This is a genomic window from Phaeobacter sp. QD34_24 (assembly GCF_028890115.1).
Taxonomy (GTDB): domain Bacteria; phylum Pseudomonadota; class Alphaproteobacteria; order Rhodobacterales; family Rhodobacteraceae; genus Phycobacter.
In genome coordinates this window covers 40,637-61,430 of the sequence record NZ_JARCJD010000017.1, presented here as the reverse complement: position 1 = coordinate 61,430, position 20,794 = coordinate 40,637, and the positions used below count along the sequence as shown (strand labels likewise).

The following is a 20,794-nucleotide window of genomic DNA, read 5'->3' as shown; positions in this document are numbered from 1 at the left end:
GCAGCTGCAATGGCCGAAACAGACCTCATCCACGACGAAACCGCCGGTATTGAACGGCTTTTGCAGATCATGCGCGCCTTGCGCGATCCCGAAACGGGCTGCCCCTGGGATGTTGCGCAGGATTTCAGCACCATCGCGCCCTACACGATCGAGGAAGCCTATGAGGTCGCCGATGCGATCGAGCGTGACGCCTGGGATGAATTGAAGGGAGAGCTGGGCGATCTTCTGTTCCAGTCCGTGTTCCACGCGCAGATGGCCGAGGAGGCCGGGCATTTCACCTTTCAGGATGTGGTCACCACCATGTCCAACAAGATGGTCAGCCGCCACCCGCATGTGTTTGGCGAGGAGTCGCGGGACAAATCGCCCGAACAGCAGACCCGCGACTGGGAGGCGATCAAGGCCGCAGAACGGGCCGAAAAGGCACAGAAAGGCACCCTGGATGGCGTCGCAGTCGGCCTTCCGGCACTGCTGCGGGCCTACAAGTTGCAAAAACGCGCCGCAAGGGTTGGGTTCGACTGGCCCGATGCCTCACATGTCATCGACAAGATTAGGGAAGAAGCCGCCGAACTGGTGGAGGCGCGCGATAGCCTGACCCAGGACGCGGTGGAGGAGGAATTTGGCGATCTGATGTTCGTCATGGCCAATCTCGGCCGCCACCTGGGCGTCGAACCCGAGGCGGCGCTACGCCGCGCCAACGCCAAGTTCATCCGCCGTTTCGAAGGCGTCGAAGCGCGTCTTGCCACCATGGGAAAGCGGCCCGAGGACAGCAGCCTTGAAGAAATGGACGCGCTATGGGATGCCGAAAAGGCAGCCCAGCGCGCCAAGACTGTCTGAGTGCGACTGACATAGATACGGGAAAGCCATTTTCATGACTGCACGCAAGATCATCATCGATACCGACCCCGGCCAGGACGATGCCGTTGCCCTGCTCTTGGCGCTGGCCAGCCCGGACCAGCTGGATATCCTCGGCATCACCTGCGTGGCGGGCAATGTGCCGCTGGAGCTGACGCAGAAGAACGCCCGCATGATCTGCGAGGTGGCTGGCCGCGCCGATGTGCCGATACACGCAGGCTGCAAGGCGCCGCTTTCGCGCCCGCTGGTCACGGCGGAACATGTGCACGGCAAGACCGGCCTTGATGGGCCGGAACTCTGGGAGCCGAAACTGCAACTGACCGAAGGCCATGCGGTGGATTTCATCATCCACAGCCTGCGCCGCCATGCGCCGGGGTCGGTGGCGCTTTGCCCGCTGGGACCACTCACCAATATCGCCAGCGCCATTCAGAAAGCCCCCGACATCGTCAAGCGCATCAAGGAGATCGTGCTGATGGGCGGCGCCTATTTCGAGGTGGGCAATGTGACCCCGGCCGCCGAATTCAATATCTACGTAGATCCCGAGGCCGCCAAGGTGGTCTTTACCTCGGGCGTGCCGCTGGTGGTGATGCCGCTTGATGTCACCCACAAGGCGCTGGCGACCCGCCCCCGTGTCGAGGCGATCCGGGCCCTGGGCACTCGCGCGGGCCATTTCACCGCCGATATGCTCGACTTCTTCGAACGCTTCGATGTGGCGAAATACGGCTCCCAAGGCGGCCCACTGCATGATCCCTGCGTCATTGCCTACCTGTTGCAGCCCGAGCTGTTCACAGGTCGCAACGTGAACGTGGAGATCGAAACCCAGTCGGAACTGACCCTTGGCATGACCGTGGCCGATTGGTGGGGTGTCACCGACCGCGAGCCGAATGCCATGTTCATGGGCGATGTGGATGCGGACGGGTTCTTTGCGCTGATCACCGAACGGCTTGCCCGGCTATGAGCGCCGCGCTGCACCTTGCCAAGCCCGAGCACCTGGGTACGCTGCTGCCGCTGGTGGCGGCCTTTCACGGCGAGACAGGGATCGACAGCACGGAAGCCCAGCGCGAGGCGGCCATTGCGCCGCTCTTGCAGGGGATCCCCTATGGCGCGGTCTATATCATCGGCCCCACCCGCGCGCCCATCGGCTATATCGTGGTGACCTTCAGCTGGTCGGTGGAGTTTGGCGGCATGGACGGCTTTGTGGATGAGATCTACATCCGCCCCGCCGTGCGCGGGCGTGGCATCGCCACGGAAGTGCTGACCGAACTCCCGAAAACCCTGGCCGAAGCCGGGATCACCGCGCTGCACCTTGAGGTCGACCGGGAAAACGAGGCCGCCCAGCGGCTTTATGCGCGGGCCCGCTTTGCGCCCCGCGAGCGTTTCATGCTGATGAGCAAGATCCTCACATCCTGAGACGCAGCGACACGATAGGGCCTTTGCACTCCGCACTCACCTGGCTCGATGATTATTTTTTCATCCCTTTGATCCAGAACAGATCAGGCTGTTGAAAGCGCTGCGATACTCCCCGCCAGACCACCGACCAAGGAGTGCACGAATGAAGACCAAGATCATCGCCAGCGCCACTGCTGCGCTTCTGGCCTTGGCAGGCTGCGATGGCTTGACCAGCAATCAGCGCAAGGTTGTCGCCATCACCGGCGGGGCCGCTGCCGGTCTGATCGCCGCCGATGCCCTGCATGCCAACAAGAACTGGCGCATTGTCGCGGCTTTGGCGGGGGCCGCGGCAGGCACCGTGGTTGCCCAGAACCACAACAGCAGGGCCTGCGCCTATGCCCGCGGCAATGGCACCTTCTATCAGGCGCCCTGCCCCTAGGCCCGCTTTTGCCGCATCTCCTTGACCGGCGCGCCGCCACGGGCTAGCCAGGACCCAGCTGGAAAACGCAAGGCCGGTACGGTTATCCCGGCCCTTGCAGGGGACATCTTCGCACATCGGTGAGGCTGCCCTGCAAGAGTTAGTCGGAGCAGCCTTTGCCGCCCGAACCCACAGCAACCCCATCGGGGTGCTGTGGTGAACTCTGACCTGAACGCACACACCCCTGTCATGCCTATCGCGAACGGAGTGCGTCTCATGCCTCATACCAAAGCAACGGTCCTATTGGCCCAGTTCTTCATTGCCCTGATCATGGCCTTCCTGATGACCGGGATCTTCACGGGTATTCCCACGGGATTTGCCCCCGGATGGGTCAGCCTTTGGCTGCAGCGGTTCGTGATCGCCATGCCGATTGCCTTTGTGCTGTCCCTGGCTGTGGGTCCCATCGGCTTTTTCCTTGCCAGCCGACTGATCCGCATCCTGATGCCGTCACGTGACGCCGGATGAAGCCTGCATGGAAACGCAAAAGGCCCCGGTGATATCGCCGGGGCCTTCTGAGGGATCTATGTGACCGATCTTACTTCAGGATCGAACGGCCTGCATATTCGGCCACTTCGCCCAGCACCTCTTCGATGCGAATGAGCTGGTTGTATTTCGCGAGCCGGTCCGAGCGCGCCAAGGAGCCGGTCTTGATCTGGCCGCAGTTGGTGGCAACCGCGAGATCGGCAATGGTGGCATCCTCGGTCTCGCCCGAGCGGTGCGACATCACGTTGGTGTAGCGGGCGCGATGCGCCATATCGACGGCACGCAGGGTTTCAGTGAGCGAGCCGATCTGGTTCACCTTCACCAGCATGGAGTTCGCAACGCCGCGGGAAATACCATCGGCCAGACGCGCCGGGTTGGTCACGAAGAGGTCGTCGCCCACCAGCTGCACCTTGTCGCCGATCTTGTCGGTCAAGAGTTTCCAGCCGTCCCAGTCATCCTCGGACATGCCATCCTCGATCGAGATGATCGGGTAATCCGCAACCAGCGCCGCCAGGTAGTCGACGTTCTCTTCCGAGGTCAGGGTCTTGCCCTCACCGGACAGCACGTATTTTCCGTCCTTGAAGTATTCGGTCGCGGCACAATCGAGCGCCAGGTAGATGTCCTCACCGGGGCGGTAGCCTGCCTTTTCGACCGACTTCAGGATGAAGTCCAGCGCCTCGCGCGAAGATCCGATATTGGGGGCAAAGCCGCCCTCGTCACCGATCCCGGTGGAAAGACCCGCAGCCGACAGCTCTTTCTTCAGGGTGTGGAACACCTCGGCGCCCATGCGCACGGCGTCGCGGATGTTCTCCGCTGACACCGGCATGATCATGAATTCCTGGATGTCGATCGGGTTATCCGCATGTTCGCCGCCGTTGATGATGTTCATCATCGGAACCGGCAGAACCCGCGCCGAGGTGCCGCCCACGTAGCGGAACAGCGGCTGGGTGGTGAAATCGGCTGCGGCCTTGGCCACGGCCAGCGACACGCCCAGGATGGCGTTTGCGCCCAGACGGCCCTTGTTGTCGGTGCCGTCCAGCTCGATCATGGCAGAATCGATGGCGACCTGCTCGGTCGCGTCAAAGCCGACCAGCTCTTCGGCGATCTCACCGTTGACGGCGGCGACAGCTTCCAGCACGCCCTTGCCCATGTAGCGGGATGTGTCACCGTCACGCTTTTCCACCGCCTCATAGGCGCCGGTAGAGGCCCCCGAGGGCACGGCGGCGCGGCCCATGGTGCCGTCTTCCAGAACAACGTCGACCTCGACGGTCGGGTTGCCCCGGCTATCGAGGATTTCGCGGGCGTGAATGTCGATAATGGTGCTCATCGGTCGGTTCCTGACTGTGGCAATTGGTTGCCAGCGTCATAGCAGCCGCGCGCCGATTGTAAACCGGTCTCGTTATCGCTAACGTGCGCTATTTCGCCCCTTTAGGGCTAACAATTCGCTGTTTGCGCCAACAGTTTCCGGCTCTGGCGCTCAGGCCTGGGGGCTGGATGCGCCAGCGCGGGCCAGGCGCCGCTCGCGCAGATAGGTATAAAGCCCCGACGCGATGATCAGCCCGGCCCCGGCCAGGGTCATGGCATCGGGGCGTTCGTTGAAGATGATGACGCCGACAAGGATCGAGAAAACCAGCCGCGAATACCGGAACGGGGTCACCGCCGAAGCATCGCCGATCCGCATGGCGGTGACGATCCCGTAGTAACCCAGCACGCCGAAGACCACCCCGCCCAGCATCATCAGCCCTTCCTGGCCCGCCAGCATGCGCGCCTCCCCTGGCGTCAGCAGCAGCAACAGCGCCCCCGCCGGAATCACCGCGGCAAAGGCCTGAAAGCTGACCACAGTGGAGGGCACCGCACTGTCCATCACCCGTGTCAGAAGGTCCCGCCCGGCCACGGTCACGACAGAGACCAGCACCAAAAGTGCCGCCGGTTCAAACCCCGCAAGGCCCGGACGGATGATCATCAGAACCCCGGCAAACCCTGTCAGGATAGCGCTCCAGCGCCGCCAGCCGACCTGTTCGCCCAGAAACAGCGCCGCCCCCATGGTGATCACCAGTGGGGTGGCCTGGAACACCGCCGCCACCACCGAGATATCCACCAGCGCCAGCGAGGTGGCAAAGCTGACCGCCGCCACCGCTTCGGTAAGGGCACGCAGCATCGGCAGCCGCCGCCAGGCGCGCGCAGCCAGGATCCGGTGCCCCTGCCACTTCGCCAGCACCGCAAAGACCGACCCGCTGCCAATCCCCAGAAAGATCAGGATCTGCCCCACCGGCAGTTGCTCGGACAGGGACTTGATGAACATGTCCTCCAGGGTGAAGGCCGCCATGGCGCCGATCACCAAAAGAATGCCGTTGACGTTGTTCATGAGCGCGCCTCCTGCCGGACAGACCCCGTCGCCTGCACGAGGTTTCACCGGGCATGCCCAGAGTGAACCGGCTCGGCAAGCGATTCCGCGATATGGGAAGCGCACAAGTTGTGATGTTAATCATCACGCAGGCTGATGGATGCCCTGCGCTCAGCTCTCTTTCTTGATCGGCACGCCGTAAAGCTCCAGCTTGTGCCCTTTGAGCTGATAGCCCAGCTTGGCGGCGATCTTTTCCTGCAGCGCCTCGATTTCGGGGTCGCAGAATTCGATCACCTCGCCCGAGTTGATATCGATGAGGTGGTCATGATGCTCGCGGTCGGCATCCTCGTAGCGGGCGCGCCCATCGCCGAATTCCAGCCGCTCCAGAATGCCGGCTTCCTCGAACAGCTTAACCGTGCGATAGACCGTCGCCAGAGAGATCCCCGCATCCAGCGCGCTGGCACGGGCATATAGCTCTTCCACATCCGGATGATCATCGCTGTCCTCAAGCGCACGCGCGATCACGCGGCGCTGGCCGGTCATGCGCAGGCCCTTGGCCTCGCAGCGGGCGATAATCGATTCTGGCATCGCGGTCCTCTCCAGTTTCTGGCTCCCCTGTTTAACGAAGGAACCCAGGCGCGAAAACCGACAATTCGCCCGCCTTTTCCCTGCAACTTCCCTGCAACGCGCCCTCTCGTGCCCGCTCGTGCCATTGACATTTCCCGCCCGCGGTCCCATGTGGCTCTCAAGGCATCCCTCCCTGCCGCGTGAGCAGAGACGGCCCGGTCGCACCTGAGCTGCGAATGATCCCGGCGTCTAGTGATATGCCCCGAGTTCCCAAAATCACGCGTGGGGCGTTTGCAGAGGCCAGCGGCCTGGCATCCGGCCAGCCCCCGCCCGAGGTCCCTGCCCCACCATTTCCGCGCCCGGACCGTATCCGGGGGCGCGGCACCGGCTCTTTGCATGTCGCAGGGGCCGCGAAAGGACGACAATTGACTGAATTCTCCACCATGGGGCTGCCCGACCAGCTTCTTTCCCGCCTCGATGCAATGGGTCTGAAGGATCCGACCCCGATCCAGGCGCGCGCCATTCCCCATGCGCTCAATGGCGAAGACGTGCTGGGCCTGGCGCAGACCGGCACCGGCAAGACCGCCGCTTTCGGCATTCCGCTGGTCACCCGCATGCAGGACTATGGCCGCAAACCCGCCGCCAAGACCGTGCGCGGCCTTGTACTGGCGCCCACGCGCGAGCTGGCCAACCAGATCGCCGCCACCTTGAAGGACCTGACCGAGGGCACCCCGATGAAGGTGGGCCTGGTGGTCGGCGGCGTGTCGATCAACCCGCAGATCCAGCGCATCGCCCGCGGCACCGATATCCTGGTGGCCACCCCCGGCCGCCTGCTTGATATCCTGGACCGCGACGCGCTGGACCTTGGCTCCTGCGATTTCCTGGTGCTGGACGAGGCCGACCAGATGCTGGACCTTGGCTTTATCCATGCCCTGCGCAAGATCTCGACCCTTCTGCCCGAAGAGCGCCAGACCATGCTGTTCTCGGCCACCATGCCGAAGCAGATGAACGAGATCGCCAACTCCTACCTCAAGCGCCCTGTGCGCATCGAGGTGACCCCTCCGGGCAAACCCGCCGCCAAGGTGACGCAATCGGTGCATTTCATCGCCAAGGCGGAAAAGCTGAACCTGCTGAAGGAGCTGCTGGCCGAACACAAGGACGAGCGCACGCTGGTCTTTGGCCGCACGAAATACGGCATGGAAAAGCTGATGCGGGTGCTGGAAAAGGCCGGTTTTGCCGCCGCCGCGATCCATGGCAACAAGAGCCAGGGGCAGCGCGAACGTGCGCTTGCCGCCTTCAAATCCGGTGATGTGAAGGTGCTGGTCGCCACCGATGTGGCGGCGCGCGGCCTGGATATCCCGGACGTGAAATACGTCTACAACTACGAACTGCCCAATGTGCCGGATGCCTATGTGCACCGGATCGGCCGCACCGCGCGGGCGGGCAAAGATGGTCAGGCGGTGGCCTTTTGTGCCCCCGATGAAATGGAAGAGCTGAAGGCGATCCAGAAGACCATGAAGATCACCATCCCGGTGGCCTCTGGCCGCCCCTGGGAAGTGCTGCCCGACCCCGACGCTCCCAAGGGCCGTCGTGGCGGTCCCGGCGGCGGTGGCAAACCAGGCGGACGCCCCGGTGGCAACCGGCGGCGCCGGGGCGGCGGCGGAGGTCGTGGCAAGGGCCAGGGTGGTGGCCAGGGTGGTGGCCAGGGCGGACATCAGGGTGGCGGACAGCGCCGCCGCTCGAGCTGATCGGACACCCCAGTCCTCATGAAAGCCGCTGCGCCCCGCGCAGCGGCTTTTCCATTTTAGATCAGATAACTAACCTACTCGCCTCAAATCGGCCCAGACCGGCAAATGGTCCGAGGCGATATGCGCAGGCTGCGCCTTGTGCACCCCGGTGCGCACGGCCTCCAGCCCCTCGCTATGGGCAATCCGGTCCAGGGCGCCCAAGGGCCTGAGCGCCGGAAAGCTCGGCAGGGGCGGCAGAAAGCGCATCATCGGGGCCAGCCGGTCCAAGACCGAGCCGCGCGACCAATCGTTGAAATCCCCACCCCAGACCATCGGCATATCAGTCCATGCCTCGCTGTGCTGCGCCAGATGCAGCACCTGCGCCCGCCGCGCCCGGCCCGTCAGCCCCAGATGGGCGCCCACCACACGCAGGGGGCCGATCGGCGTGTCAAAAGCGGCCCAGACCGCGCCGCGCGGCTCCAGCCCCGGCAGATCGATATGGCCCTTGCCCAGTAGAGAGATGCCCTGCCCTTTCCAGATCACCGCATTGCCGTGCCAGCCAAGCGAGCCCGCCCCGCCCAGATCCACATCCCGCCAGCCCGCCTCCTCCAACACGAAATGCGGCAGGGCTGCCGGGCGGGGCGGCAGGCGCTTGTCGGCCTCCTGCAACAGCACGATGCGGGCGCCGATATCCTCCAGCACATTGAGAATGCGCCGGGGCTGCCGCCGCAGGTCCAGGCCGACACATTTCTGGATATTGTAGCTCGCCAGGCGCAGCGTGGGCTCAAGCATGGGCGCTCCTTTCCCGATCCAGTTTTCAACGCCCCGATGCAGGGCGCAAGGCAAGATCGCAGCATGTCTCGCATTGGTGCGGCACGGCGCGTCATGCTTGACACGCCCTCGTGCCAAGCGGCTGATGCGGGCATGACAGAAAAGAGATCCATGGATGCCGCAGGCGCGGTTGCGCTCACCGGCTTTGCCGCCCTTCTGGGCTTCAATCAGGTGGTGATAAAACTCACCAATGGCGGTTTTGGCCCGGTGTTTCAGGCCGGCATGCGCTCGCTTGTTGCACTGGCGGTGATCCTGCTCTGGGTCTGGCTGCGCAGATCCCGCTTGCGCCCCGAGGCGGGCCTGTCTCCGGGGATCCATGCCTGGGGGATCGTGGCGGGGCTGTTGTTCAGCATCGAATTCCTCTGCCTGTTCTGGGCGCTGGATGTCTCGTCGGTGTCGCGCGTCACCATCATCTTCAACTCGATGCCGGTCTGGCTGGCGCTGGCCGCGCATCTGTGGCTGCCCGGAGAGCGGCTGAGCCGCCTGCGCGTCACCGGCCTGGCACTGGCCATGGGCGGGGTGGTGTTGGCGGTGCTGGATCGGGATGCCAGCGGAGCATCGGTGCTGGGCGATGCCCTGGCGTTGATTGCGACCCTGTGCTGGGCCGGGATCGCCTTTTGCCTGCGCGTCACGCCCCTGTCGCGGGTGCCGCCGGTGATGCAGCTGATCTATCAACTGGCGGTCTCGGCGGTCGTGCTTCTGGCGCTGGCGCCGCTGTTCGGCCCGCTAATGCGCGCGCCCGACATGATGCATATCGCCGGTGTGCTGTTTCAGGCCGTGGCCATTGCCAGCCTTGGCTATCTTCTGTGGTTCTGGCTGTTCACCATCTACAAGGCGGGATCGGTCGCCTCCTTCAGTTTCCTGTCCCCCGTGCTGGCGGTGCTGATGGGCTGGCTGATCCTGGGCGAGACCCTCACCTACGAGGTCTGGCTCGCACTGGCGCTGGTGGCGGCCGGTGTGTTCCTGATCAACCGCTCCTGAAAGGCGACGGGGGTTCTCCCGCCCGGCGCAGCTGCATCAAGGATGCAACCGCTCCCGTTGGGCCCGGCGCCCCGAAGGGGCGCACGCCGTGCCAGAGCACGGCGCCGGGCCCAAGGGGGAGAGCACCTCCGACAGGAGGTCGATCCCGCGCGGGAGAGCCCCCGGGCGATCGGTTTGATTGATCCCTTCAGGTACCGCAGAACGTTGCCGGAACCACCTCTTCGGGGCGTGGTGGGTTTTGCAGATCCCTATGCTCCGGCTGATCCTCATAGGGATGCACAAGAACGTCCATCAGCCGCTCGAAAGGTGCCATGTCGCCGCTGACCGCCGCCGCAATCATCTCTTCCATGCGATGGTTGCGCGGAATGAAGGCCGGATTGACCTGCCGCATCAGGCCTTCCGGGTCTTCCTCTGAGGCAATCCGCTGCCGCCACGTCGTTGCCCAGCTGTCAAAGGCCCCAGGATCCAGGAATTGACCCCGCGCGGCCTCCCCGGCCAGAGCGCGGAACGTATTGGTGAAATCCGCCTGCCCCGCGGCCATGCGATCCAGCAGATCCTCGATCAGCGCCATATCGCCCTCCTTGGGCGTCGTGATCCCGATCTTCGCGGCAAAGCGGCTGAGCCATTCCTGCTCGATCGCCCGAGGCATGGCATGGACGATCTCGGTTGCCTCCTCGACGCCCTCCTGCGGATCGTCCATCTGTTGGATCAGGGCCGTGGCGAGCTGCGCCAGGTTCCAGACCACGATTCCCGGCTGGTTGTCATAGGCATAGCGCCCCATCCGGTCGATGGAGCTGAAGACCTGCGAGGGATTGTAAACGTCCATGAAGGCGCAAGGGCCATAATCGATCGTTTCGCCCGAAATGGTGCAATTGTCGGTGTTCATCACCCCGTGGATGAAGCCCACCGACATCCACTGCGCCACCAGCCGCGCCTGGGCATCGCGCACCGCGCGCAACAGGCCCATCGGCCCCTTGGCCCCCGGGTAATGGCGATCAATCGCATATTGGGTGAGCCGCTTCAGCGCCGCGGTCTCTCGGCGGGCGGCAAAGATCTGAAAGGTCCCCACCCTCAGGTGACTGGCGGCCACCCGCGTCAGCACCGCACCGGGCATGGCCGCCTCGCGCCAGACGGAATCGCCGGTTTCCACCGCCGCCAGCGCCCGTGTGGTGGGAATGCCAAGGGCATGCATCGCCTCTGAGACCACATATTCCCGCAACACAGGCCCCATCCAGGCCCGCCCATCCCCGCGGCGCGAATAGGGCGTGCGCCCCGATCCTTTGAGCTGGATATCCCGGCGGATTCCGTCCGTGCCGATCACCTCCCCCAAAAGCACCGCGCGCCCATCGCCCAGCTGCGGGTTGAATGTGCCAAACTGGTGTCCGGCGTATAGCTGCGCCAGCGGATCGGCGCCCTCCGGCACCCGGTTGCCACCAAAGACCTGCGCCATTTCCGGCAAGTCCCCCGGCGTGATGCCCAGGACCTGCGCCAGATCGCGATTGAAGGCGAGCATGCGCGGGCTTGAAACCGGCTCTGGCGCCTGTTTGCTGTAGAACCCCGAGCCAAGGCCCGCGTATGTGTTGTCAAAGGGGATGTGCAATGTCATGGCCCAAACATATGCGGCCATTAGCGGATTGCCAGATCAAACCGGCGCAATGCAGGAGGAAAGAGATGCCCATGACGGCAGATGAGATCATCAAGCACCTCAGACTGGAGCCTCACCCCGAGGGCGGCTGGTATCGGCAGACCTGGGTGGCCGAAAACGAGGGCCGCCCCAGCGGCACCTGCATCTATTTCCTTCTGAAAGCCGGAGAGGCCAGTCATTGGCACCGGGTCGATGCGGCCGAGATCTGGCTTTATCACGCGGGCGCACCGCTGGTGCTGTCGCTTGCATCAACAGATGAAGGCCCTGCGGCAGATCACCTGCTGACCCCGGATCTGACCAAGGGCGCGCCGCAGCTGATCGTGCCTACAGGCCACTGGCAGGCTGCGCGCACGACCGGCGACTATACGCTGGTCAGCTGCACCGTGTCGCCCGGGTTCCAGTTCGAGGGCTTCGAGCTGGCAGAGCCGGGGTTTGATATTCCGCGCGGGTAACCTGAGGGCAGCGGCGGAGCCTGGCAGGAGCCGCCTGCGCCCTCCCGTGGGAAGGGGCGGGCGCTGCCCGGCCCTCTCGTCCGGGCAAGTCACTTAATACACCTCTGTGTCAGCCCTCACCCGGAACGCTGACCACACCGCCGCCGACGCAGGCGCTCACCCCCGTGGTGCCGGGACAGGAAGTCGGCATGCCCCGCGCAACGCGCACCGCCAGATGGGCAAAGGCCTGGGCCTCCAGCATGTCGCCATCAAGGCCAACCTCCTCGACCGGCTTCACCGGACAGTCGAGCGAGACCCGCAGCATCTCCATCAGCACCGGATTGTGCCGCCCGCCCCCCGTGACCAGCACCACCTCGGGCAGCTCGGGGCAATGCTCCACGCCTTGAGCCACGGCAGCGGCACACATCGCTGTCAGCGTCGCGGCGGCGTCTGCATCGCTCAACTCGCCCACCAGCGTGACCATCTGGGCAAAATCGTTCCGGTCCAGCGACTTGGGGGGCATCTTCGCAAAGAAGGGCTCGGCCAGGAACAGCTCCAGCGCGCCCTCTTCCACCTCACCCCTGCGGGCAATCGCGCCATCCTTGTCATAGGGCAGCCCCAGGCGCGCTTGCAGCAAATCGTTGAGCGGCGCATTTGCGGGCCCGGTGTCAAAGGCCAGAAGCGCACCGGGCTCTTCCGGGCGATCGAAACGCGGATCCACGTAGGTGAGGTTGCCGACCCCGCCGAGGTTCAGAAAGCAAAGGGGAGCCGTCGCGCCGATGAATTTGGCGCAGGCAAAGTGGAAAAACGGCGCCAGCGGCGCGCCTTCGCCGCCCAGGGCCACATCGTCGGACCGGAAATCCCAGACCACGGGTTTTCCCAGCGCCTCGGCCAGGGCCGCGCCATCGCCCACCTGCAGCGTGCCCTGACGGCGCGGCGCATGAGCCAGGGTCTGGCCGTGAAAGCCGACGATCTGCGCCTGCGGGAACTCCGCCAGCACTTCGGCATGGACGCGATCCGTCAGGGCGGCGGCCTCCTCCACCTCTGACCCCGACCATTTGCCGAGACCCGCCCGCAGCACCGCCCTCTCTGCCGCGCTATAGGCGCGATAGCGGCTGTCGCCAAAGGCAAAGATCCGCTCCCCGTCGGTGTCCACCAGCGCCGCATCCACCCCGTCCAGCGAGGTGCCGCTCATGGCGCCCAATGCGGTCACGCGACCGGTTTTCGAAATCGCTCGTGTCATCATCCGCTCTTTTATCCGCCCCTGCAGCCAGCCCGAAGGGGCCATGAAATTCTGCGCAAAAGCAGGTTCCATGTGCTCCCTTTGCGTTTTATACAGCAGATCGCAATAGACAAGCCGAGGCATGCCATGACCTACCATCCAAAATCGGATTTCATCACCGTGATGATGGAGCGCGGGTTTCTCGCCGACTGTACGGACTATCAGGGTCTGGACGAGGCGCTGATGACCCCGGGCCAGTCCGGCTATATCGGCTTTGACGCCACCGCGAAATCGCTGCACGTCGGCTCGCTGATCCAGATCATGATGCTGCGCTGGCTGCAGAAGACCGGCCACAAGCCGATCACCCTGATGGGCGGCGGCACCACCAAGGTGGGCGACCCGTCGTTTCGCGCCGATGAACGCCCACTGCTGACGCCTGAACAGATCGACGACAATATCGCGGGCATCAAGAAGGTCTTCTCGGCCTATGTCGATTACAACGACGGCCCCAGTGGCGCGATGATGATCAACAACGACGAATGGCTGAGCGGGCTCAACTACCTGGAATTCCTGCGCGACATCGGGCGGCATTTCTCGGTCAACCGGATGCTGTCCTTTGAAAGCGTGAAATCGCGGCTGGACCGGGAGCAATCGCTCAGCTTCCTCGAATTCAATTACATGATCCTGCAGGCCTATGACTTTCTGGAGCTGAACCGCCGCTATGGCTGCATCCTTCAGATGGGCGGCTCGGACCAATGGGGCAATATCGTCAACGGCATCGACCTGACGCGCCGGGTGCTGGATCACGAGATCTACGGGCTGACCTCGCCGCTCTTGACCACTTCGGATGGCAAGAAGATGGGCAAGTCGCAGAACGGTGCGGTCTGGCTGAACCCGGATATGCTCTCCCCTTATGAGTTCTGGCAGTTCTGGCGCAACACCACGGATGCGGATGTGGGCAGGTTCCTGAAGCTCTACACCGAGCTGCCGGTGGAGGAATGCGACCGTCTGGGCGCGCTGGCAGGGTCCGAGATCAATGCGGCAAAGGTGATCCTCGCCAATGAGGTGACCACCCTGCTGCATGGCGCCGAGGCCGCCGAGGCCGCCGAGGCCACCGCGCGCGAGGTCTTTGAGAAAGGCGGCGTGGGCGACGACCTGCCGACGCTGAACCTGACGCCTGCGGACCTAGAGGGTGGTATTTCGATCGTGCAGTTGATCGTGAAGTCCGGCCTTGCGAAATCCGGCAAGGAGGCCAAGCGGCTGATCTCCGAGAATGGCGCGCGGATCGACGACGCGCCACTGACAGACGCGGGCCTGATGATCGACGCGGGCGCCCTCGCCGCTCCCATCAAGCTGAGTGCCGGCAAGAAGCGCCACGCATTGGTGCAACTGGTCGATTAGCGGCTGCGCAATACTCCGAAACACTCAAAGGGGCAACATCTGCCCCTTTTTCTTTGCCATGACACGCGCTTTGAAGGCCAGCGTCGTCCTCCCGCCCGTCGCCGCTGCATCAAAGATGCAACCGCTCCCGTTGGGCCTGGCGCCGCGCTTTTGCGCGGCGTGGGTGCGCCCGGCAGCAAACGGCAGGTCGTTGAAGGGCCTCCGGCAGTTTTAGGGCTCCGCCGCGCGGCGCAGCCGCGCCGGGCCCAAGGCCGCACAAAGGCGTTGACGGCGGCAGCCGTCAGCACCTGCGGGCGCGGGAGCCCCCCGGCCGACCACAGAAGCGGGGCTATCGATCTAGAAGACCAGCAGGTCCGCCAAGGTCAGCAGGAAGAACACCGGGATCGACAGCAGGGTGGCGAATAGAACCGCAGCACTCTTGCTGATCCGAGGACTGGGGGCACTGTGGCCCATGATATGTATCGGCTTTTTCATGCCCCCATTAACCCTGAATTAGGTTTCCGTTCCGTAAATGGATATATGTTCGATTTCATTCCGCCGGTCTCTGCGACCCGCCCCGACACTCAGGGCAGCCTGGCCCAATCCGAGGAATTCCTACGCGCTCTGAGGGCGACGGGACAGGATCCGCTGGTCCTGGAACGGATGAACAATACGGTCGTGTTGCGGCAACGGCTCTGGGGTCGCCTGGATGTCGCCATGGTGAACCGCGCCCGGTTTGAAAAGCCCCTGCGCCTACTCGAGATCCTGCAGGAAGAGGGCCTGCGCCGCACACCGGTGATCCTATCCCCCGAAGCCCCCACGCCCGAACTGGCCCAGCATGGCGCCCTGCCCTTGATGGGACCGGCCAGTATCGCCCGGCTGGACCTGTCCAGCAGCCCCGAGCGGCGCCGCGCCGCCCTGCATCAGAAATGGCGCAACCGCTTGAAACACGGCGAAAGCCAGGGCCTACGCCTGACCCGGCAGACCATGCCGTTCGATGCAAATCACTGGCTCTTTGCCGCAGACCAGGCCCAGCAATCCAAACGTGGCTACCGCAGCTGGCCGCTGGCCCTGACCCTCGCCTATGGGCAGGCCAACAAGGGCATGGCAAAGCTGTTTCAGGCCTTTGAGGGCAAAGACCCCGTGGCCGCCATCCTGGTGCTGCGCCACGGGCGTGAGGCCAGCTATCACATCGCCCAAACCACCCGACGCGGCAAGGCGCTGTCGGCCCATAACCTCTTGCTGTGGGAAGCGATGAGCTGGCTCTCGGCACAAGGGTGCAAGAGCCTCGATCTGGGCGTGATCAATACCGAGGACGCGCCGGGTCTGGCCCGCTTCAAACTGGGCACCGGTGCCCAGCTGCATCGCCTGGGCGGCACCTGGCTCTTCTGGCCACCGATGGGTCGGCTGCTGGCGCCGCTGGCGCGACTCGACAGGCGCATGATGGGCGCATGATGGACGCGTAGGAACGCTGGACAGCGCCCGCCCCCCGTGTTTATTTGAACACATGTTCAGATACCGGGAGGACCCCTTTCATGAAACTCGATCAGACATGCGCGGTGATCACCGGCGGCGCATCCGGTCTTGGTGAGGCAACCGCCCGCCATTTCGCGGCAAACGGCGCCAAGGTCACCATCCTGGACCGCGACGCCGAGCGCGGCGCCAAGGTCGCGGCCGAAATTGGCGGCTATTTCGTCGAAACCGACGTAACGGACGAGGACTCTGTCGCCGCGGCCATCACCTATGCGGCCGAGCAGATGGGCCGAATTTCCGCCTGCGTGAACTGTGCCGGCATCGCCTACGGGATCAAGACCGTCGGCAAGGAGGGCGCGCACCCGCTTGATGCCTACAAGCGCACCATCGACATCAACCTGGTGGGCACCTTCAACGTGGCGCGCCTCGCCGCCGTCGAGATCGCCAAGAACGAGCCCGAACCCGATGGCGCGCGCGGCGTGATCATCAACACCGCATCGATCGCGGCCTTTGACGGGCAGAAGGGCCAGGTGGCCTATTCCGCCTCCAAGGGCGGCGTCGTGGGCATGTGCCTGCCGATGGCGCGCGATCTGGCCTCGACCGGCATTCGCGTGATGACCATCGCACCGGGCATCTTCATGACCCCGATGCTGGCCGGCCTGCCCGAAGAGGTACAGCAGCAACTGGCCGCCGATGTGCCGAACCCGGCCCGCCTGGGCGATCCGTCGGAATACGGTCGCCTGGCCGGGTTCATCGTCGAGATGGGCTACCTCAATGGGGAGGTGATCCGTATCGATGGCGCCCTGCGGATGCGATAAACCCCATCATTAACAAATTGTTAACTCGCAATCTTAAAGGGGCGCCCTCACCGGGCGCCCCTTTTTGCGTCTCCTTATTCACCGCAGGAAGGTGAATGAAGTATTAACCTTATAAAGCTGATTTTATTCAATGTTTCGCGCGCGAAACACAGCCCGTTATGCGCCTTCGGATTTTTCCTCCAGCTCCAGCCACTCCTCTTCGGCGGCCGCCAGTTTTTCCTGCCGTTCTACAAGGGCTTCGCTGGCCTTCTTGAACTTCACCGGCTCGCGGGTGAAAAGCTCCGGATCGGCCATCAGCTGTTCCAGCTTGGCGATTTCTTGCTCCAGGCGTTCGATCTCGCCGGGCAGCGCCTCCAGCCGGTGTTTCTCCTTGAAGCTAAGCCCCTCTTTCGGCTGCGCCTCCTGCTTTGGCTTCGGCTTTGAGGCCTTTGGCTTTTCTGCCTTTTCCTCGGGCTCGCTTGGGGCACGCTGGGACAGGTAATCGCTCCATCCCCCGGCATAGGCCGTGGCGCGGCCATCCCCTTCCATGGCGATGGTGGTGGTGGCAACGCGATCCAGAAAATCCCGGTCGTGGCTCACCAGCAAGACCGTGCCGTCATAGGCATCCAGCAGTTCTTGCAGCAGGTCCAGCGTTTCCACATCCAGATCGTTGGTCGGCTCGTCCAGCACCAACAGGTTGCTTTGCCGCGCCATCAGACGGGCCAGCAAGAGCCGCGCCTTCTCCCCCCCCGAAAGCGAGCGCACCGGCGCGCGGGCCTGGCGTTCGTCGAACAGGAATTCCTTGAGGTATCCCACCACGTGTTTCGGCTGGCCGCGCACCATGACCTGATCCGCCTTGCCGGAAATCCCCAAGGCAGGATCGGTGGTGAGGTTCTCCCAGAGCGAGGCTTCGGTATCCAGCTGATCGCGGGTCTGGTCGAAAAAGGCGATCTCGAGATTGGTGCCCAGCGTCACCTTGCCGGCATCGGGCTGCTCCATCCCCAGCAGCATCTTCAAGAGCGTCGTCTTGCCCGCGCCATTGGGGCCGACAAAGGCGACGCGTTCGCCGCGCTGCACCTTCAGCGAGAAATGGGAAACGATGGTCTTACCGTCATAGGCCTTGGCTAACCCCTCAGCCTCGATCACCTTGCGGCCCGATTTGGGGCCAGCCTCCAGCGCCAGTTCGGCAGCGCCCTGGCGTTTGATCTGGGCGGCACGCTCGGCCTTCAGATCCTGCAGGGCGCGCACCCGGCCCATGTTGCGCTTGCGCCGGGCCGAGATGCCTTCGACCGCCCAGCGGCTTTCGGATTTGATCAGGCGGTTCAGCTTGTGGCGCTGCTGGTCTTCCTCTTCCCAGATTTTGTCGCGCCAGGCTTCAAAGGCGTCAAAGCCCTTTTCCTGCCGCCGCACCTGCCCTCGGTCCACCCAGAGCGTGGCGCGGGTCAGGGCGCGCAGGAAGGCGCGGTCGTGGGAGATCAGCACATAGGCGGCGCGGGTGGATTTCAGCTCATTTTCAAGCCAGGTGATCGCCTCGATATCCAGATGGTTCGTCGGCTCGTCCAGCAGCATCAGATCCGGCGCCTCGGCCATCAGCTTCGCCAGGGCCGCACGGCGGCGTTCGCCCCCCGAAGCGGTCTCTACCGGGCGGGCGGGATCGAATTTCAGCCCCTCACCCGCGCGCTCCACCCGGTACATCTCGCCGGGTTCCAGCGCGCTGGCGGCGAAATCGCCCAAGGTCGCAAAGCCCGTCATCTGCGGGTCCTGCTCCATATAGCCAACCGTCTTGCCGGGCGGCACCACGATGCTGCCCCGGTCGGGTTCCACCAGGCCGGCCATCACCTTCATCAGGGTGGACTTGCCGGAACCGTTGCGCCCCACGAGCGCCACCCGGTCGCCGGGCTGCACCACGAGATCGAGATCGGAAAACACCGGATCGCCCCCGAAGGTGAGCGATATGCCGGACATCTGCAAAAGAGGAATTCGTGCCATAGACGCCAGCTAAACCGGCCCGCGCGCGCCGTCAACGCCGCAGGTGCGCAGAGGCCACCCGTCAGGCCGGTGCGGCCACCGCTCGCAACAGCCGTTTGCGCGCCTCCGGGATGGCATCGATGGCAACGCCGGTGAAGACATGCAGCGTATTGAGATCCCGATCCACCACCGCGTGATCGCTGACCCAGCCCCCCATCAGGAGGTAGGTGCGCAAGAGCGGTGGCATCTGGCGCAGGGCGTCCTTCTGGTCAGGGGGGTGATCTGGCAGATCCGAGAAGCGCAGGACCTCGGCCGCCTTGGCAGCCGGGCGCCATTGCTCGGGCGCAAGATGGCGCTGCCGCAGCAGTGCCAGGCTGTCTAGATAGGGCGCCACCTGTGTGCCCGCAAAGGAGCTGCAGCCAAACAGCAGGCGCACATCGCCCGCCTCCACCAGTGCCGTGATCGCGCCCCAGGCAAGGCGCAGGATATCGGCATCCTTTGCCGTGGGCCCGATACAGAAGCGGCCGACCTCGGCAATGGCACCCTCAAATGCACGCAGCCGCTCCAGATCGTAAAACTGTGCCGAATAGCTCTGATCGATCTCAGAGCCGCCCGACAGCAGGATCATCCGGAAACAGCACAGCAGCGCGCCGCTTTGCTGATCCTCCACCAGTACATGTCGGCAGATGTCGTCATAGGAGTCAGAATCCGGCCCCTTTGTACCGAAACACAGCCCACGCAGGGTCTGCGCCGCCCGAAGGTCCGCCGCATCCGCCGCCAGGCGTGCCCGGTAGCGTCCCTTGCTCAGGAGTGTGTCGCCTTCAGCCATTCCGGACCCTCAATGAAGCAGACACCGCCGACACCGGCAGCTGTTCCGCTGTGGCAGGCACCACGGCGCAGCAAAACACAGGCTGATCACAGCAAGGCGACAGACTTCGGGAGAAACCACAGGCCACAGGAATTGGACAGAACAGGCGAATAGGACAGGCCGACCACAGAGTCAGGCGCCCCTACTCGTCCAGAAGTGCCCCGGGCCCGAAGTTGCCGAGGTTGCCAAGCAGCTGCCGCAGGAATGTCTTGTCCTGAACGCTGGAGGAGGTCACCCGACGCTGCAGGGGAATCACCCGTCCATCTTCCAGTCCGAACCGCTGCACACCGCTGACGACACCGTTCTTGTCGAAGTTGACGGCAACCAGATCACGCGAAACCGGCTTGGGCGCCGCCGCTCCGAAATGCCGCATGCGGGTCGAGATATAATAATAGCCGCTGTCGTTCAGAACCCCCGAGGAACCCGGAACGCCGATGGTTTCGGCAACGGAATCGCGGGTATCCACCCCGACGACCACCTCTGCCAGCTGCTCATCCGAGGGCACATAGCCGTGTTTGCGATAGCTCGCCGCACAGGCCGCCACGGATCCGGCGGCCAGAAGCAGCAGCGCGCGCCGCATGGCTGTTTTCAGCTGAAATGACTGTGCACCCATGATGCCCCCTGATCCTGTGCCGGTCTCCGGCCTGACGGCCATCCGGCCCCGACTGTACGTATCCCGTACGAAGGCCCGATCGCCACGGCTTGATTGCGCCGCCCATCCCGATTACCTAATGCGCGCTTCTGGTTCAAGAAACGAAAGTTGCCAATATGGCTGACAGCACAGCTTTGCGCGTGGCCGATCTGCCGCAAAACGCCCCGACAGTTTTTGAAATTCGCCCCGAAGGCGAGACCCTCACCGCCCTGGCGCAGGAGCTGGGCCTCAACGCCCTGCGCAAGCTGCGCTTTGCCGGAGAGATCCGCGCCAGCGGCAAACGGGACTGGAGCCTGCAAGCCACCCTGGGCGCCACGGTGGTGCAGGATTGCGTGGTAACGCTGGAGCCGGTCACCACCCGCATAGATCAGAAGGTCGAGCGGCGTTACCTTGCAGGCTTTGAAGACCCCGGCGAGGAAGAGGCGGAAATGCCCGAGGATGAGACCAGCGAAGCCCTGGGCAGCCATATCGATCCCTTCGCGGTCATGGTCGAAGCCTTGAGCCTGGCGATCCCCGCCTACCCGCGCAAGGACGGGGAAGCCCTGGGCGAAGCCGTCTTCACCGCACCGGGCGTCGCGCCGATGCGCGATGAGGACACCAAACCCTTTGCGGCGCTGGCCGCGCTCAAGGATCAGCTGAAGACAGACGACTAGACGCCCGGCGGAAAACCACTGGCGAATAAATCACTGGCGCAAAAAACACCCGC

At 64.1% G+C, this 20,794-nt stretch carries 22 protein-coding genes; 12 read left to right on the top strand and 10 right to left on the bottom strand.

Annotated features, from left to right (window positions below; translation table 11 throughout):
• Positions 1-9: 9 nt before the first annotated feature.
• The 5 genes from mazG (at position 10) to PXK07_RS14265 (ending at position 3,184) form a co-directional block, all read left to right on the top strand.
• Positions 10-834 (top strand): nucleoside triphosphate pyrophosphohydrolase, encoded by an 825-nt coding sequence (gene mazG, locus PXK07_RS14285; protein WP_274849007.1) that lies wholly within the window; start codon positions 10-12, stop codon positions 832-834.
• Between the two features lie 34 nt (positions 835-868).
• The gene (locus PXK07_RS14280) at positions 869-1,810 is read left to right on the top strand and encodes a nucleoside hydrolase (RefSeq protein WP_274849006.1); all 942 of its coding nucleotides are present in this window, start codon (positions 869-871) and stop codon (positions 1,808-1,810) included.
• A complete protein-coding gene (locus PXK07_RS14275; protein ID WP_274849005.1) occupies positions 1,807-2,262 on the top strand; it encodes a GNAT family N-acetyltransferase in 456 nt (151 codons plus the stop codon). The genes PXK07_RS14280 and PXK07_RS14275 overlap by 4 nt, the downstream gene beginning before the upstream one ends.
• 142 nt (positions 2,263-2,404) lie before the next feature.
• Complete coding sequence (locus PXK07_RS14270; protein WP_274849004.1) at positions 2,405-2,680, top strand: glycine zipper 2TM domain-containing protein; 276 nt, start codon at positions 2,405-2,407, stop codon at positions 2,678-2,680.
• 255 nt (positions 2,681-2,935) lie between these two features.
• Complete coding sequence (locus tag PXK07_RS14265; RefSeq protein WP_274849003.1) at positions 2,936-3,184, top strand: DUF2798 domain-containing protein; 249 nt, start codon at positions 2,936-2,938, stop codon at positions 3,182-3,184.
• Positions 3,185-3,254: 70 nt separating this feature from the next.
• Here the strand turns inward: PXK07_RS14265 and eno are convergent, their stop codons facing one another.
• The 3 genes from eno to PXK07_RS14250 form a co-directional block, all read right to left on the bottom strand.
• Positions 3,255-4,529: a phosphopyruvate hydratase gene (gene eno / locus PXK07_RS14260; RefSeq protein WP_274849002.1), complete on the bottom strand. Its 1,275-nt coding sequence runs from the start codon at positions 4,527-4,529 to the stop codon at positions 3,255-3,257.
• 150 nt (positions 4,530-4,679) lie between these two features.
• Positions 4,680-5,567, bottom strand: coding sequence for a DMT family transporter (locus PXK07_RS14255; RefSeq protein WP_274849001.1), 888 nt, complete (start codon positions 5,565-5,567; stop codon positions 4,680-4,682).
• A 150-nt stretch (positions 5,568-5,717) separates the two neighbouring features.
• Positions 5,718-6,134 (bottom strand): Fur family transcriptional regulator, encoded by a 417-nt coding sequence (locus PXK07_RS14250; protein ID WP_274849000.1) that lies wholly within the window; start codon positions 6,132-6,134, stop codon positions 5,718-5,720.
• A gap of 404 nt (positions 6,135-6,538) precedes the next feature.
• On the opposite strand from PXK07_RS14250, the gene PXK07_RS14245 reads away from it, so the two are divergent.
• Entirely contained in the window at positions 6,539-7,861 is a 1,323-nt protein-coding gene (locus PXK07_RS14245) for a DEAD/DEAH box helicase (RefSeq protein WP_274848999.1), read from the top strand.
• 69 nt (positions 7,862-7,930) lie between these two features.
• Here PXK07_RS14245 and PXK07_RS14240 read toward each other — a convergent pair whose 3' ends face one another.
• Positions 7,931-8,632, bottom strand: coding sequence for an endonuclease/exonuclease/phosphatase family protein (locus tag PXK07_RS14240; protein ID WP_274848998.1), 702 nt, complete (start codon positions 8,630-8,632; stop codon positions 7,931-7,933).
• A gap of 132 nt (positions 8,633-8,764) precedes the next feature.
• Between PXK07_RS14240 and PXK07_RS14235 the strand changes: the two genes are divergently transcribed.
• Positions 8,765-9,652, top strand: a complete 888-nt coding sequence (locus PXK07_RS14235; RefSeq protein ID WP_274848997.1) for a DMT family transporter — start codon at positions 8,765-8,767, stop codon at positions 9,650-9,652.
• A 187-nt stretch (positions 9,653-9,839) separates the two neighbouring features.
• On the opposite strand, the gene PXK07_RS14230 is transcribed toward PXK07_RS14235, so the two are convergent.
• Entirely contained in the window at positions 9,840-11,258 is a 1,419-nt protein-coding gene (locus PXK07_RS14230; protein ID WP_274848996.1) for a protein adenylyltransferase SelO, read from the bottom strand.
• A 71-nt stretch (positions 11,259-11,329) separates the two neighbouring features.
• Between PXK07_RS14230 and PXK07_RS14225 the strand changes: the two genes are divergently transcribed.
• Positions 11,330-11,749 (top strand): cupin domain-containing protein, encoded by a 420-nt coding sequence (locus PXK07_RS14225; RefSeq protein ID WP_274849042.1) that lies wholly within the window; start codon positions 11,330-11,332, stop codon positions 11,747-11,749.
• A gap of 109 nt (positions 11,750-11,858) precedes the next feature.
• Here PXK07_RS14225 and PXK07_RS14220 read toward each other — a convergent pair whose 3' ends face one another.
• On the bottom strand, positions 11,859-12,971 hold the full coding sequence (locus PXK07_RS14220) for an anhydro-N-acetylmuramic acid kinase (RefSeq protein ID WP_274849041.1): 1,113 nt from the start codon (positions 12,969-12,971) through the stop codon (positions 11,859-11,861).
• Between the two features lie 126 nt (positions 12,972-13,097).
• Between PXK07_RS14220 and tyrS the strand changes: the two genes are divergently transcribed.
• On the top strand, positions 13,098-14,351 hold the full coding sequence (gene tyrS / locus PXK07_RS14215; protein ID WP_274848995.1) for a tyrosine--tRNA ligase: 1,254 nt from the start codon (positions 13,098-13,100) through the stop codon (positions 14,349-14,351).
• Between the two features lie 336 nt (positions 14,352-14,687).
• Here the strand turns inward: tyrS and PXK07_RS14210 are convergent, their stop codons facing one another.
• Positions 14,688-14,825: a hypothetical protein gene (locus PXK07_RS14210; protein WP_274848994.1), complete on the bottom strand. Its 138-nt coding sequence runs from the start codon at positions 14,823-14,825 to the stop codon at positions 14,688-14,690.
• A gap of 45 nt (positions 14,826-14,870) precedes the next feature.
• Between PXK07_RS14210 and PXK07_RS14205 the strand changes: the two genes are divergently transcribed.
• On the top strand, positions 14,871-15,785 hold the full coding sequence (locus tag PXK07_RS14205) for a GNAT family N-acetyltransferase (protein WP_274848993.1): 915 nt from the start codon (positions 14,871-14,873) through the stop codon (positions 15,783-15,785).
• Between the two features lie 80 nt (positions 15,786-15,865).
• On the top strand, positions 15,866-16,621 hold the full coding sequence (locus PXK07_RS14200) for a 3-hydroxyacyl-CoA dehydrogenase (RefSeq protein ID WP_274848992.1): 756 nt from the start codon (positions 15,866-15,868) through the stop codon (positions 16,619-16,621).
• A 156-nt stretch (positions 16,622-16,777) separates the two neighbouring features.
• Here PXK07_RS14200 and PXK07_RS14195 read toward each other — a convergent pair whose 3' ends face one another.
• The 3 genes from PXK07_RS14195 to PXK07_RS14185 all read right to left on the bottom strand — a co-directional run bounded on the left by PXK07_RS14195 (position 16,778) and on the right by PXK07_RS14185 (position 20,049).
• Positions 16,778-18,589 carry an ABC-F family ATP-binding cassette domain-containing protein gene (locus PXK07_RS14195; protein ID WP_446728381.1) on the bottom strand — a complete coding sequence of 604 codons (1,812 nt, stop codon included), beginning with the start codon at positions 18,587-18,589 and terminating at the stop codon, positions 16,778-16,780.
• A 61-nt stretch (positions 18,590-18,650) separates the two neighbouring features.
• Entirely contained in the window at positions 18,651-19,397 is a 747-nt protein-coding gene (locus PXK07_RS14190; protein ID WP_274848991.1) for a GNAT family N-acetyltransferase, read from the bottom strand.
• Between the two features lie 181 nt (positions 19,398-19,578).
• A complete protein-coding gene (locus PXK07_RS14185; protein WP_274848990.1) occupies positions 19,579-20,049 on the bottom strand; it encodes an outer membrane protein assembly factor BamE in 471 nt (156 codons plus the stop codon).
• 155 nt (positions 20,050-20,204) lie between these two features.
• Here PXK07_RS14185 and PXK07_RS14180 point away from each other — a divergent pair, with 155 nt between their 5' ends.
• Positions 20,205-20,741 (top strand): YceD family protein, encoded by a 537-nt coding sequence (locus PXK07_RS14180; protein WP_274848989.1) that lies wholly within the window; start codon positions 20,205-20,207, stop codon positions 20,739-20,741.
• The last annotated feature ends 53 nt before the right edge of the window (positions 20,742-20,794 follow it).

Bases quoted from the DNA above. Each gene is read 5' to 3' on its own strand.
- PXK07_RS14255 (WP_274849001.1), bottom strand. From the start codon at position 5,567: ATGAACAACGTCAACGGCATTCTTTTGGTGATCGGCGCCATGGCGGCC.
- PXK07_RS14225 (WP_274849042.1), top strand. From the start codon at position 11,330: ATGACGGCAGATGAGATCATCAAGCACCTCAGACTGGAGCCTCACCCC.
- PXK07_RS14240 (WP_274848998.1), bottom strand. From the start codon at position 8,632: ATGCTTGAGCCCACGCTGCGCCTGGCGAGCTACAATATCCAGAAATGT.
- PXK07_RS14250 (WP_274849000.1), bottom strand. From the start codon at position 6,134: ATGCCAGAATCGATTATCGCCCGCTGCGAGGCCAAGGGCCTGCGCATG.
- PXK07_RS14190 (WP_274848991.1), bottom strand. From the start codon at position 19,397: ATGGCTGAAGGCGACACACTCCTGAGCAAGGGACGCTACCGGGCACGC.
- eno (WP_274849002.1), bottom strand. From the start codon at position 4,529: ATGAGCACCATTATCGACATTCACGCCCGCGAAATCCTCGATAGCCGG.
- PXK07_RS14195 (WP_446728381.1), bottom strand. From the start codon at position 18,589: ATGGCACGAATTCCTCTTTTGCAGATGTCCGGCATATCGCTCACCTTC.
- PXK07_RS14235 (WP_274848997.1), top strand. From the start codon at position 8,765: ATGACAGAAAAGAGATCCATGGATGCCGCAGGCGCGGTTGCGCTCACC.
- PXK07_RS14180 (WP_274848989.1), top strand. From the start codon at position 20,205: ATGGCTGACAGCACAGCTTTGCGCGTGGCCGATCTGCCGCAAAACGCC.
- PXK07_RS14220 (WP_274849041.1), bottom strand. From the start codon at position 12,971: ATGACACGAGCGATTTCGAAAACCGGTCGCGTGACCGCATTGGGCGCC.
- mazG (WP_274849007.1), top strand. From the start codon at position 10: ATGGCCGAAACAGACCTCATCCACGACGAAACCGCCGGTATTGAACGG.
- PXK07_RS14280 (WP_274849006.1), top strand. From the start codon at position 869: ATGACTGCACGCAAGATCATCATCGATACCGACCCCGGCCAGGACGAT.
- PXK07_RS14270 (WP_274849004.1), top strand. From the start codon at position 2,405: ATGAAGACCAAGATCATCGCCAGCGCCACTGCTGCGCTTCTGGCCTTG.
- PXK07_RS14185 (WP_274848990.1), bottom strand. From the start codon at position 20,049: ATGGGTGCACAGTCATTTCAGCTGAAAACAGCCATGCGGCGCGCGCTG.
- PXK07_RS14265 (WP_274849003.1), top strand. From the start codon at position 2,936: ATGCCTCATACCAAAGCAACGGTCCTATTGGCCCAGTTCTTCATTGCC.
- PXK07_RS14200 (WP_274848992.1), top strand. From the start codon at position 15,866: ATGAAACTCGATCAGACATGCGCGGTGATCACCGGCGGCGCATCCGGT.
- tyrS (WP_274848995.1), top strand. From the start codon at position 13,098: ATGACCTACCATCCAAAATCGGATTTCATCACCGTGATGATGGAGCGC.
- PXK07_RS14230 (WP_274848996.1), bottom strand. From the start codon at position 11,258: ATGACATTGCACATCCCCTTTGACAACACATACGCGGGCCTTGGCTCG.
- PXK07_RS14205 (WP_274848993.1), top strand. From the start codon at position 14,871: ATGTTCGATTTCATTCCGCCGGTCTCTGCGACCCGCCCCGACACTCAG.
- PXK07_RS14210 (WP_274848994.1), bottom strand. From the start codon at position 14,825: ATGAAAAAGCCGATACATATCATGGGCCACAGTGCCCCCAGTCCTCGG.
- PXK07_RS14275 (WP_274849005.1), top strand. From the start codon at position 1,807: ATGAGCGCCGCGCTGCACCTTGCCAAGCCCGAGCACCTGGGTACGCTG.